This window comes from Defluviicoccus vanus, assembly GCF_014672695.1.
Classification (GTDB): Bacteria; Pseudomonadota; Alphaproteobacteria; order Rhodospirillales; family Defluviicoccaceae; genus Defluviicoccus; species Defluviicoccus vanus.
On record NZ_CP053923.1, the window covers coordinates 3,320,566 to 3,333,157 of the forward strand.

At 63.6% G+C, this 12,592-nt stretch carries 10 protein-coding genes; 6 read left to right on the forward strand and 4 right to left on the reverse strand.

All coding sequences use genetic code 11. The features are described 5' to 3' along the window. Window positions 1–37 precede the first annotated feature (37 nt). From HQ394_RS15080 to galE, 3 genes are all read left to right on the forward strand, one after another. Entirely contained in the window at window positions 38–2,245 is a 2,208-nt protein-coding gene (locus HQ394_RS15080) for a primosomal protein N' (protein WP_190260910.1), read from the forward strand. Window positions 2,246–2,694: 449 nt separating this feature from the next. Then, window positions 2,695–3,645 (forward strand): acetyl-CoA carboxylase carboxyltransferase subunit alpha, encoded by a 951-nt coding sequence (locus HQ394_RS15085; protein WP_190260911.1) that lies wholly within the window; start codon window positions 2,695–2,697, stop codon window positions 3,643–3,645. A 149-nt stretch (window positions 3,646–3,794) separates the two neighbouring features. Beyond that, window positions 3,795–4,793, forward strand: coding sequence for a UDP-glucose 4-epimerase GalE (gene galE / locus HQ394_RS15090; RefSeq protein ID WP_190260912.1), 999 nt, complete (start codon window positions 3,795–3,797; stop codon window positions 4,791–4,793). Window positions 4,794–4,849: 56 nt separating this feature from the next. Here galE and HQ394_RS15095 read toward each other — a convergent pair whose 3' ends face one another. Then, the gene (locus tag HQ394_RS15095) at window positions 4,850–5,932 is read right to left on the reverse strand and encodes a TIGR03032 family protein (protein ID WP_190260913.1); all 1,083 of its coding nucleotides are present in this window, start codon (window positions 5,930–5,932) and stop codon (window positions 4,850–4,852) included. Between the two features lie 376 nt (window positions 5,933–6,308). After that, window positions 6,309–6,689: a hypothetical protein gene (locus tag HQ394_RS15100; RefSeq protein WP_190260914.1), complete on the reverse strand. Its 381-nt coding sequence runs from the start codon at window positions 6,687–6,689 to the stop codon at window positions 6,309–6,311. A 92-nt stretch (window positions 6,690–6,781) separates the two neighbouring features. Here HQ394_RS15100 and HQ394_RS15105 point away from each other — a divergent pair, with 92 nt between their 5' ends. Together HQ394_RS15105 and HQ394_RS15110 are read left to right on the forward strand one after the other, a co-directional pair. Beyond that, complete coding sequence (locus tag HQ394_RS15105) at window positions 6,782–8,260, forward strand: helicase HerA-like domain-containing protein (protein WP_190260915.1); 1,479 nt, start codon at window positions 6,782–6,784, stop codon at window positions 8,258–8,260. A 153-nt stretch (window positions 8,261–8,413) separates the two neighbouring features. Continuing rightward, window positions 8,414–8,950 carry a YjbE family putative metal transport protein gene (locus tag HQ394_RS15110; RefSeq protein WP_456151628.1) on the forward strand — a complete coding sequence of 179 codons (537 nt, stop codon included), beginning with the start codon at window positions 8,414–8,416 and terminating at the stop codon, window positions 8,948–8,950. Here HQ394_RS15110 and HQ394_RS15115 read toward each other — a convergent pair. Beyond that, complete coding sequence (locus HQ394_RS15115) at window positions 8,880–10,244, reverse strand: SEL1-like repeat protein (RefSeq protein ID WP_190260917.1); 1,365 nt, start codon at window positions 10,242–10,244, stop codon at window positions 8,880–8,882. The two genes, HQ394_RS15110 and HQ394_RS15115, sit on opposite strands and share 71 nt — an antisense overlap. Before the next feature lie 309 nt (window positions 10,245–10,553). Next, window positions 10,554–10,880 carry a hypothetical protein gene (locus tag HQ394_RS15120; RefSeq protein WP_190260918.1) on the reverse strand — a complete coding sequence of 109 codons (327 nt, stop codon included), beginning with the start codon at window positions 10,878–10,880 and terminating at the stop codon, window positions 10,554–10,556. Between the two features lie 565 nt (window positions 10,881–11,445). Here HQ394_RS15120 and HQ394_RS15125 point away from each other — a divergent pair. Then, the gene (locus HQ394_RS15125) at window positions 11,446–12,459 is read left to right on the forward strand and encodes a glycosyltransferase family 2 protein (protein ID WP_456151629.1); all 1,014 of its coding nucleotides are present in this window, start codon (window positions 11,446–11,448) and stop codon (window positions 12,457–12,459) included. The last annotated feature ends 133 nt before the right edge of the window (window positions 12,460–12,592 follow it).

The window sequence follows — 12,592 nt, forward strand, 5'->3', positions numbered from 1 at the left end:
ATACCTGTTGCACGTATTCATCTCTAAACTCGTAGCAATGAGCAACGATTCTTATCCACAGGGGCCGAACCACGACACGTTTGCGCCAGGCGAGCGGGTGCGGGTGATGCTGCCGTTACCGCTGTCGGAGGCATATGAATACCGTGTCGGCGCCGATTTAAGGCTCACTGGTGGCGATTTCGTCGAAGTTCCGCTTGGAAGGCGGAATCTTGTTGGCGTCGTCTGGGGAGGCGGTGCAGGGGGTATCGAAGAGGGGCGATTGCGGCCGGTCAGCAGCCGAGTCGACCTGCCGCCGCTGCCGGAAGTAAGCCGACGNATCGTTGAGTGGGTTGCGGAGTATACCGTGAGCCCGCCGGGCGCCGTCCTCAGGATGGCGATGAGCGTCCCGGAAGCGCTGCACGCGCCGCGCGCCCGCCTCGTCTACGGCCTCGCCACCGCGTCGCCATTGCCTGCCGCGTTGACCCCAGCGCGCCGCCGCGTTGTCGATGCGCTGATGGCCGGCCCGCCGCGTCCGTCGGCCGAACTGGTGCGTGATGCCGGCGTCAGCCCGGCGGTGATTCGCGCCATGGTCGATGCGGGGATCGTTATCGCCCAGGCGTCCGACGATTCACTCCCGTCCCCGGATTGGCGACGCGCCGGACCGGCGCTGATTCCCGGCCAGGCGGCGGCGGCGAGGGAGTTGTGCGCCGCCGTTGATGGCGGTTACCGGGTGCTTGTCGTCGACGGTCAGCCGGGCGCCGGCAAGACGGAGGTCTATTTCGAGGCGATTGCCGCCACCCTCGCCGCCGGCCGTCAGGTGCTGGTGTTGTTGCCGGAGATCGCGCTGGGCGCGCAGTGGCTCGCCCGCTTTGCCGCCCGCTTTGGCGTGCCGCCGTTGGTCTGGCACTCGGAGGTGGGCCAGGCGGTGCGGCGGCGAACCTGGCGTTCGGTTCTCACCGGCGAGGCGGCAGTCGTCGTCGGTGCCCGCTCGGCGCTGTTCCTGCCGTTCCCGAACCTGGGGCTGATCGTTGTCGACGAGGAACACGACGGCTCGTTCAAGCAGGAGGACGGTGTTGCTTATCACGCCCGCGATATGGCGGTGGTGCGTGCACGTCTCGGCGCCATCCCGGTGGCACTGGTCTCGGCAACACCGTCGCTGGAGACGATCATCAATGCCAGGCGCGGCCGCTATCACCTGCTGACGCTGCCGGACCGCCCGGGTGCGGCGCCACTACCGGCGATCGAACTGGTTGACCTTACCCGCGATCGTCCCGCGCGCGGCGGCTTTGTCGCACCTTCGCTCGCCGCGGCGCTGGCCGAAACGACGGCGCGCGGCGAACAGGCGCTCCTCTTCCTCAATCGCCGCGGTTATGCCCCGTTGACGCTCTGTCGCGGCTGCGGCCACCGGATGGCCTGTCCTGCCTGCACTGCCTGGCTGGTGGAGCATCGACTGATTCGCCGCCTTATCTGCCACCACTGCGGCTTCGCTGTTGCATTACCCGAGGCGTGCCCGTCTTGCGGTGCCACCGATACGCTGGCGGCCTGCGGCCCCGGCGTCGAGCGTCTCGCCGAGGAAATTGGCGCGCTGTTTCCGCAGCTGCGCTGGGTGATGGCGACCAGTGATACGCTGACCGGTCCGCGGGAGGCGGCGGACTTGGTGCGGCGGATTGAGGCGCACGAGATCGATGCCATCATCGGCACCCAGATCGTCGCCAAGGGCTATCACTTCCCGCTGCTGACCCTGGTTGGTGTCATCGATGCCGATCTTGGTCTCAGTGGCGGCGATCTGCGGGCGGCGGAGCGCACTTTCCAGTTGCTCTCCCAGGTGGCAGGGCGGGCGGGGCGCGCCGAGCGATCCGGTCGCGCTCTGTTGCAGACGACGATGCCTGCGCATCCGTTGATGACCGCGCTCGCCTCTGGTGATCGGCAGCGGTTTCTCGCGGCCGAGGAAGCGGCACGTGCGGCCACTGCCATGCCTCCCTTCGGCCGCCTTGCGGCGCTGATTCTCTCTGCTCGCGACGAAACGCAGGTGGACGCGGCTGCCCGGGCGCTGGCGCAGACGGCGCCGCGTGTGCCGGGGGTGCGCATCCTCGGGCCGGCGCCTGCCCCGCTTGCCCTGCTGCGTGGCCGGCACCGCCGCCGGTTTCTCGTCCATGGCGGCAAGGCTGTGCGATTGTCGCCGCTCATCCGCGCCTGGATGGCGCAGGTCCGCCTGCCATCGGCAGTGCGGATCCAGGTGGATATCGATCCGTTCAGCTTCCTGTGAGGGGATGTCGCGGCGCGATACCGGAGCGGACGGCATCGGCCGGAGCAGCAGAAACCCCACTGCTTCCTTTAGTGACGACCATCGATTATAAGGTTAACATATTGCGCATCTTAATCCAGCCAGCCCACACCAACACGGATGCACGCGTGCCCCGGGAAACGGACCGCACGGTGAGGGAGATAACTCCCGCCGTCGCGAACGATGGAGGGCTTGCCGGTTCGGTGTGGAAATTGCTACGCCGGGAGGCCGAAGCAGGCTTGCATACAATGCCCGGTAGTTTCTACAACTGTTGCTACTGACAGTGGTTGGCGGGCGCGAAGTGAGCAAATGGGGGGAGTCCGTCGCCCGTCGGGCGTGAACTGTGAGTCAATACGGAGGGGTGCGGCTGCGCCGCTGGTGCTGAACGTTCTGGCCCTGTGACGTCGAATCCCGGTAGCGGAAGGTCCTTAATGCGCACGTTCCTCGATTTCGAAAAGCCGATTGCTGAGCTTGAGAGCAAAATCGACGAGCTTCGCCACATCAGCAGTTCGAGCGAGCTCAACATCGCCGAAGAGGTCACCCGGCTGCAGGACAAGCTGAACAGCATGCTGCGCCAGACCTACAATAAGCTGACCCCCTGGCAGAAAGCGCAGGTCGCACGACACGCCGAACGTCCGCATACCCTGGATTATATTGGGCGGCTGATCGAGGAATTCACCCCACTGGCCGGTGATCGCCTGTTCGGCGAGGACGCGGCGATGATCGGTGGCATTGGCCGGTTTCGTGGTCGCTCCATCGTCGTTCTCGGTCAGGAGAAGGGCTCGACCACGGAGACGCGCATCCGCCACAACTTCGGCATGGCGCGCCCGGAAGGCTATCGCAAAGCACAGCGGCTGATGCGGCTGGCCGACAGGTTTCGCCTGCCGGTGCTCACCTTCGTCGATACGCCGGGGGCCTATCCCGGCGTGGACGCCGAAGCGCGTGGCCAAGCCGAAGCCATCGCCCGTTGCATCGAGACCTGCCTTGATCTCAGGGTTCCGATGGTCGCCGTCGTCATCGGTGAAGGCGGGTCGGGCGGTGCCATCGCTCTCGCCGCGGCCGATCGGGTGTTGATCCTCGAACACGCGATTTATTCGGTGATCTCTCCCGAAGGGTGCGCCTCGATCCTCTGGCGCGAGGGTGAGAACGTGAAGACGGCGGCGGAGCAATTGCGGCTGACCTCCTTCGATCTTCTCCGCCTGGGCGTCGTCGAACGGGTCATCCACGAGCCGCTCGGTGGTGCGCACCGCGGTCCGGAGGAGGCCATCGACCGCGTCGGCGATGCCATCGCTGAAGCTTTGGACGAACTGCTTGCCCTCGCCGAGCCGGATCTGCGGGCGCTGCGCCGGCAGCGCTTCCTGACCATCGGTGCTGCCGCATGATCGGCCGGTTGCAGGACACTCCTGGTCGCCGCCAGAAGGTGAAGTGGGTCACACTCAAGCGATGCTCTGTTGGCGTATACCATTCCAGTCGGCCGCGAATTTCCCGCGCCGTACCGGTCTCACGATATCGCAGCGGGGAGTTGGACTAGATGCGCGTGCGCAAGAAGGCCATGGTAACCGGCGGCGCCGGCTATATCGGCAGCCATGTGACATGGGCACTCCTCGAAGCCGGGTGGGACGTGGTCGTCATCGACGATCTGTCAACCGGACGGCGCGAGTCGGTGGCCGCGGCAGCCGCATTCATTCTCGGCGACGTGGGCGAACCGGTGACGATTAACGCGGCCCTCGCGGAGCACCGGCCGGACGCGGTACTGCATTTGGCCGGCTCGGCGATCATTCCGGAATCGGTAATCGATCCTCTCAAGTATTATCGCAATAATACGGCAGCCAGTCGGACCCTGATCGAAGCAACGGTCAATGCCGGTATCGATGCCTTCCTGTTTTCGTCGACGGCGGCGATTTACGGCGTGCCGCCACGGATGCCCATCGACGAGGACATGCCGACACAACCGATCACGCCCTACGGAACCTCCAAGCTCTGCACCGAATTCATCCTCCGCGACGTGGCCGCGGCAACGTCGATGCGCTATGTCTCGCTGCGCTATTTCAACGTTGCCGGCGCCGACCCGAAGGGGAGAACCGGCCAATCGACACCGATCTCGACCCACCTGATCAAAATTGCCTGTGAAACCATCGTCGGTAAGCGCAGCTTCTTCAATATTTGTGGTGATGACTATCCGACGCCGGACGGAACATGTATCCGTGACTATCTGCATGTGAGTGATCTGGCCGATCTGCATGTAACGGCAATCGAATACCTCGTCGCCGGCGGTGCCAGCGAAGCCTTCAACTGTGGTTACGGTCACGGCTATTCGGTTGCAGAGGTGGCCAACGTGATCCGTCAGGTGGCCGGCGGCCATATCGACGCGCGTATTGCGCCGCGCCGGCCGGGCGATCCGCCGCAACTGGTGGCCGATGCGCGCAAGATCCGTCGGCAGTTTGGCTGGCAGCCGAAGTACGACGACCTCCGGTTTATCGTCGAGACAGCACTCGCCTGGGAACGGTGGTTGCAGGCGCGCGCGGCGTGAGCGGCGGGCGGTGCTCCCGAAAAGTCCCCGGGGCGCCGTCATCCAGTCGGGCAGTGTCAGCTTGCGGGCTTGCCGATGGTGATGATGCGGCGGATCTCATCGGTCTTGAAGCCGATGGCCATCGGACGGACGACGTTGGGGATGACGGCGACGTCGTAAAGCTCCTGAATCGGCCCCTCGATCGAGAGCCAGTGGACGATGTCAGCGGTGCGCAGGTCGATGACCATCAAGCCGCAGCGCGGCTCGGCGTGACGTTTCGCCAGTTCGTCATCCAATGGCAGGCCGGACAGGCTGCGATTTTCCCGACAGCGCGAGAGGCCGACCAGGGCGAAGTCGCCGAAGAAGGCGAGACCGCGCAGGTAGCCGGGGCAGAAGGTCAACCGCTCGAAGCGCCTCGAGGCCAGATCCACATAGCCGAAATAGCCGGTACCGGACTCAAGCAGCCATAGCCGACCCTCGTACACCCGCGGTGAATGCGGCATGGCGAAGCCCTCTGCCACCACCGCGCCGCTGGCGACATCGATCACCACGCCGCCGTCGCGGCGATGATCGCGCCAGCCGGCAGCCACGTCGCTGCGGCTGACCGCGGTGACGTAGGCCGGTTTGCCATCGCGCATGGCAAGGCCGTTCAAATGGCAGCGATCCTCGGCGGCGAGCTTGCTGATGAAGGGCGGGCGCCAGAGTGGCACGAAGCTCGCCTGTTCGCTCAAGGTTGCGAGGCAGCTGAACAGGGTGTTGACGAAAACCACCCGGCCCTCACTGTCCACGGCGATGTCGTGGGTGTCGATATCGCCGGTGGTGTAGCCGAGGCGGGGGACATAGACCCGATCGTATCCCTTGTGCAGGACGCCCGGATCGAGAGCGTTTTCGAACCGCCACAGCTGATAGAGCGTGCTCATCCACAGGCGGTCGCCATCCACGTGCAGACCCATGCAGCGGCTGAAGTTGCGCTCGAACATGGACAACTGCTCTGATGTCTGATGTCCGACCAGGAACAGCTTGCCGGCCTGATAGGTGGTAAAGGCGAGACTGATGCGTTGTTCATGCAGCCATGAGCCGAACTGCCGCGACGCAGCAATCTCCAGCTTCGCTCCCGCTGCCGCCGGCTCAGCGGTTTCGGTCAGCGTCGCCTCGTCCATATCCCGTCTACCCCCTTAAACGCAGTCTTGCGCAGGTGTACTGCACCCGGCGCCGTTCTTACAAGGACCAGCCGCCTCGGCCCCGGCTACGCGGGGTTACGGGGCAGCGGTCTTGGGTGTTGCAGGAGGTTGTCTTGCGGCGGCTCGGTGATCCATGGCCGCGGCGTGTAGTGGGACGATCCTCGCGGCGGGTAGTCAACAAGGCCTTCCTTTTCCCATTACAGCGCGGGATCAAATGCCGACAGAGACACTGAGCGGTGTGCCCGAATCGCTTGCGCGCCGCCGCGCCTTGATGGTGCTTGTCCCATCGCTTCCCCCATCGCCGAAGCGACCGGATGAGGAGGAACGCCCCGATCAGCACGCCGGCGAGGATCAGCTATTGCCAGATCGTCTTGCCGAGGACGATTGACTTCGACCAGCCGGGAATCGCCTTCGCCCAGGACCTCGTTACGATTAATCCAGGGCCGTAAACAAAGGCATTGTAAATGCCGGGCGTCGCTCCTGGTCTGTAGGAAAGATCTTTGACGCGTTCGTAATAGGTCTGAAGTCTATCGATTGTCTCGGCGTTAAACAGGAACTTACCGGCCGCGGGCCGATCTCTCATTTTTTCAATGGTGATCGATGTACAGGAAATGGCCCGATGCGTCAGTGGCCTTTCTTCGTTCGCTTCCTCGGCATCGCCCGGGGGCCGATCCGATCGAGAATCTCCTTCAGCAGAAGTGCCGTCTCGATTTGTCTCGGGACCGCTCCCGGTCAACGGGGCGGAAGCCCTTGCGCAAGATACGTTTGCAGCCTATCGCCGCTCGTCTATAAGTCGTTGCCTTTATAGCTGCCGGGGAGCATCGGGGCGTGAGCAGCGCAGAGAATTGCATCTTCGTCGGCAAGGCGGCGCAACCGGTGGTTCTCGATCTGGCCTACGCCAATCGCCATGGACTGATCGCCGGTGCCACCGGAACCGGCAAGACGGTGACCCTGCAGCGACTGGCGGAGGGGTTTGCCAGCCATGGCGTCCCGGTTTTTCTCGCCGACGTGAAGGGCGACCTTTCCGGCCTCGGCATGGCCGGCGGCGGCGGCAAACTCGCGGAGCGGGCGCAGGCGATTGGCCTCGACGACTACGCACCTTCCGCCTTCCCTTGTCTATTCTGGGACGTGTTCGGCGCGGAGGGGCATCCGGTGCGCGCCACCGTTTCCGATGTGGGGCCGCTGCTGCTGGCGCGCCTGTTCGAACTGAACGACACCCAGGAAGGCGTCCTCCATGCCGCCTTTGCCGTTGCTGACGCGCAGGGGCTGTTGCTGCTCGACCTGAAGGACCTGCGAGCGATCCTTGCCTACGTCGGCGAAAACGCCCAGGCGCTGCAGCCCACCTACGGCAATATCTCCTCCGCCTCGGTCGGTGCCATCCAGCGCAAGCTGCTGGTGATCGAGCGCGAAGGTGGTAATGCCTTATTCGGTGAACCGGCGCTCCGCCTCGAAGATCTGATGCGGACCAGCGACGACGGTCGCGGTTGCATCAGCATTCTCGCCGCCGACAAGCTGATCCAGCGGCCGCGCCTCTATGCCGTCTTCCTGCTGTGGCTGCTCTCCGAACTCTTTGAGGGCTTGCCGGAGGCTGGCGATCTCGCCAAGCCGAAGCTGGTCTTGTTCTTCGACGAAGCGCACCTGCTGTTTGAGGATGCGCCGAAGGCGTTGCTGGACAAGGTGGAGCAGGTGGTGCGGCTGATCCGCTCCAAGGGTGTTGGCGTCTACTTCATCTCGCAGAGCCCCACCGACCTGCCCGAGGACGTTCTTGGCCAACTCGGCAACCGGGTGCAGCATGCGTTGCGGGCGTTTACGCCGAAGGACCAGAAGGCGGTGCGGGCGGCGGCGGAAACCTTCCGCGCCAATCCGGCTTTTCGCACCGACCAAGCGATCACCGAACTTGGTGTCGGCGAAGCGCTGGTGTCGATGCTGGAGGCGAAGGGAACGCCTTCAATCGTCGAGCGGGCGCTCATTGCTCCGCCCGTCTCGCGCGTCGGCCCGGTCACTGCTGCCGAACGCCGCGCGCTCCAGGATGCCAGCCCGATCGCCGGCGTCTACGAGTGCGCCGTGGACCGCGAATCTGCCTACGAGCGGCTGAGCCAGCGGGCGCAGGAAGCCTCGGCATCGGCGACCCCAGCGGCGGGCAGGCCGGCCTCCGGCTCCACGCGGTCGTCGGAACGGGGGCGACGTCCGGTCACCACCGAAGATATCCTCAGCACCGTCGCCAAGGATGCGGCGCGGGCGGTAGGCAGCCGTCTCGGCCGTGAGATTGTGCGCGGATTGCTCGGAAGTATCTTTCGCGGTCGCTAGCGAGACCCCCGTCAGCGCCCTTCTTCTCCCCACGAGTCTACGGCACCCATGAGTGACATCCACACCTTGTTGCAGCTGGACGCGCTGACGGCGCTCGTTTCCGTCGTGCTCATTGATGTTGCCCTCGCCGGCGATAATGCCATTGCCGTCGGCATGGCTGCCGCCGGCTTGCCGGTGGCGCAACGGCGGCGCGCCATCGTCGTCGGCGTGATGGCCGCGGCGGTGTTGCGCATCCTCTTTGCCATCTTCACCGTCCACCTGCTGGAGATTATCGGCTTGCTCCTGGCNGGGGGCATTCTCCTTCTCTGGGTGGCCTGGAAGCTATGGCGCGAGTTACGCGCCGCGGCGGCCGAGCAGGAAGCCGAAGCCGCTTTAGATGGCGACGCGGTCTCGCCATTGGCGCCAACGAAAACGCTTGCCGCCGCGGTGACCCAGATCGTCGCTGCCGACGTCTCCATGTCGCTTGACAACGTCCTCGCCGTCGCCGGCGCGGCGCGCGAGCATGAAATTGTCCTGGTATTTGGTCTGGTGCTGTCGGTGGCGCTGATGGGGCTGGCAGCCTCGGTGATAGCGCACCTGCTGAAGCGCTATCACTGGATCGCCTACATCGGCCTCGCGATCATTGTTTATGTGGCGCTGAGGATGATTTGGGACGGGACGCTGGCTGTGGTTTCGGCGATGCAATTTTAACCGTTTCCCGTTCCACCGCCGCCGCTGGCGCCTTACCGCGTGGGGTCGCCATCGCCAGCTTGACTCGTTCGTCTGGTCGTGCCGCCGGTGTTTTCGCGCTGGGGCGCTCGGTGCTGCGGACAGCTGCCACTTGGGTGGCTTTGCCACGGCTTGCTGGGGTTGGAGCGACCTTCGCCGATGCCGTCTTAACCGACACTGTCTTGGCCGATGCCGTGCGGCTGGCCACCACCGGCGCCGCTTTCGCCTTCCCGGCGCTGCGAGAGGACTTGGCTGCGGCTTTCGCCGAACTGTCTTCCCGTTTGGCTAATTGCGCGGCTGTCTGCTCGCTGACGCCTTGATCCTTCGCCGACCAGCGGGCCAGCCGCTCGACCGTCCGCTCAGGCGTCCGTTCCAATGCTTGCTCGGTAGAGCGGGCCGTCGCCACTTGTGTGAGCCGATCCGCGGCTTCCTCAGCCGCGTTGTCACCATTGCTTGCCGCCATCTGCAGCAGGCGTTGCGCTTCGGCGACATCCTGCGCCGCGCCATCGCCGTTGAGGTTGCCGGCCAATGCCAGTTGCGCATCGGGATGGCCCTGGGCGGCGGCGGCCTGCAACCATCGCTTCGCTTCAGCGGGATCAACCGGCACAGCGCGGCCGCGGGCATAGGCCTGGCCGAGGCTGAACTGCGCGTCCGCCTGCCCTTTCTCCGCGGCAATTCGCCACAACCGTATCGCCTCGTCGTAGCTGCGACTGACGCCCTCGCCGTGGGCGTACAGGTTGGCGAGAAAGGCGATTGCGTCCACATCGCCCTGGTCGGCTGCCATCTGAATCCATTGCGCCGCCTGCGACGTCTGCGCCGGCGTCTGGGCGTTCACAAGCAGGTGCGCACCAAGATTGTAGGCGGCGGACGTGTTACCGCGCTGCGCTGCCTCGCTCCACAGCGTCATCGCTTGTGCCTCGTCGCGCGGTACGCTAAGGCCGCGTGCATGAGCAATACCGAGGGCGTTCATGCTGTCGGTGTTGCCTTGCGCCGCGGCCTGACGCCACAGCTCGATCGCCTGATCCATATTGGCTGCGCCTGCCCAGCCCTCGGCGTAGCCAACGCCAAGATTAAACTGCGCCTGCGGACTGCCTTCGGCGGCCATTGCCTGCATCGACTGCAGCGCCACGGCATCACCGCTGCGCGCTTTTGTCGTCAGGCTGCCCATGCCCTCAGCGTCGGACGCGGCGGTCCGGGCGTTGGGGGCCGAGCACGATGCAACCGTCATGGACAAAACGATGGCGGCAAGCGTCGTCCCGATAGCCGTGAACCGCATCCGTCGCTACCCCTTAATTCAATCTGTGGTTCCCAACCCAGACTAGTCTACGCAGCGAGGCGGCAAAGAAAAGCCTCGAAGCCGAAAATCACAAGCAGCGGAACCGACCTCGTTGCAGAACTTATGTTTCCCGCTCTCTAGCTCCATGCTCCGGAGCAATACCGAAGGGCACGAAGCCGACTTCTGGTCCGCGGCGTCCTGCTTCTCCTATCGAATCGGTCGGACAAACCCGGCAATAATATGGCCGAATAGAGCGCCTTCGAACGTGTTGCGCGCGCAACAACCGGCGACAAAATGTCCGAAGCCGGTCTATCCGTTCCCGGCGGGGGTAGGCTCGGCCTCAAGCGGCGGCGGCGTTACGCAATCGAAGGTGCTCTCGGAGGTGCTGGTGAAAAAGGTCGAGATCGATGGCGCGACGGCTTCCGTCCGCACCAGCACCGGCCGCTTGCCAAACTGTGCGCAGTGCCGGGTTGCTTGGTTGAGGGCAAAATCCGAGTGGTAGGTGTTGAACTGGACGACGATGCGCTCGGGCGTAGCCTGAACGACCGAGCAGGCGGCAACAACAGTGGCGGCGGTGGCGATGGCTGGCGCCCATTTCGGCAGGCGAACCAGACCGCTTCGTTCTCTTTTCAGCATTGGCTCTACCTATAATTGTGCTCGATTGGTGCGACAGACGCCTCGACGCAGCCTAGCGCCGGCGGACGCTCCTGTCATGAACTGTCGCCAGCAGTCGGGTGGAGCCGGACGGCGTCCGGTTCGTCACCGTCAGCGGTCGGAACATCTAGCCGTGGCGGGCACGGCGTCGACGCCTCGCCGCACATCGCCTTTTCGATGCGCAACGGTTTGTCTCCCCATGTCTTTTCTGCAATAAGGAGGCGAGGCTATGAATTCGCTCGAATTGGCTTATCCTCCGGAATGATCCGGAATGAGAGGATGTGGAATGTGCCGGACGACCCCGTAGGATCCCTATCCACGGCACGTGCCGTTCATCCAAATGCGAATCATTCTGGTAGGGTCAGTTAGCCATGAACGCATGCGTAGCCGCATCGCGTCTCGCATGGCCCTAAAGTGTTCTTGGTTGCACATTAGCGGCGCTTTATTGACGCGGTGATGGTGCTGGCAGCTTTATTTGTGCGGCGGCGTCACGGGAGACAAGTTGCCGGAGCTTGCTATAAAATTGAAACATAACGAGCAATACACAATGGACGTGGATGGGGCAGCGGTAATTGGGGACAAGGTCAGAATAAGTATTTGTATTTGTACTTATAAGAGACCGCAACAGCTGGAGGAGTTGCTGGAAGGGATTGCCGAACAGCAGCTTGACCCTTCCTTGTCTCCGCAAATTGCGGTGATTGTTGCCGACAACGAGGGAAGCATCGAGGCAAGGCGGATTTGTGAAGAGTTTCGCTTGTCACGAGGGATGGACATCACCTATCGGCACGAGCCACAGCGGGGTATTTCCTACGCTCGTAACGCCTGTATTGCCCTGGTGCCGGCCGATTGCGACTTCGTTATTATGGTCGATGACGACGAAGTGCCACAGTCGCGCTGGCTCGAACAGTTGCTCGTGGTGCAGCGCGCCACCGGCGCCGATGTCGTACAGGGGCCGGTGCTCGGGATCCTGCCGCCCGATGCGCCCGAATGGTTGACCCGCGGCAAGTTTTTCGGCTGGCCCTATTATCGTCGTCGCAAACCCCTTCCCGAGTGGGAGGATCGGGCCGAAATTAGAGCCGCCGCCACCAACAACGTTCTGATCAATTGGCGCCGTCTCCAGCAACTGGGGGTGACGTTCGAGAAGCGTCTGGCATTGACCGGTGGCGAGGATGTTGCCTTNTTTCGTCAGCTGCGGGCGGCCAACTTCTCCTTCCATTATGCGGCGCATGCAGTGGTGACCGAGGCGGTACCGCCGGCGCGGGCACGGTTCGCTTATTTGTGTCGAGCCGAGTATCGCGATGGTTGCCTGAAGGTTTCTTTCAAAAAATTGCAGGAAAAAGAGCGCTTTTCGTGGTTCCTGGATCTCAGGCATCGGCTGCAAATCATTGCCAGAGGACTCTCTGAAATGTTGTCCGGCAGTTGGTTTTTAATCAGCAGCGTAGTTATGCATGGATTTTCCAGGTATTATCTAGCACTTGGCGCATTGCGGATCGTCCACGGTGTTGGACTGATCGTGGGTGCTTTCGGCTTTCGATATCAGCATTACCGCCTCTCGTCGTAACCTGAGCCGACCGACATCTTACCGCCGCCTCGCGCCACCAAGACGTCACTTGGCTTTTACTGCCGGAGCAGCGCACGATTGCGCGACGGAGGGTCGGCTGCAGCGACGAACGATCCCAGCTCGCTCTCCGATA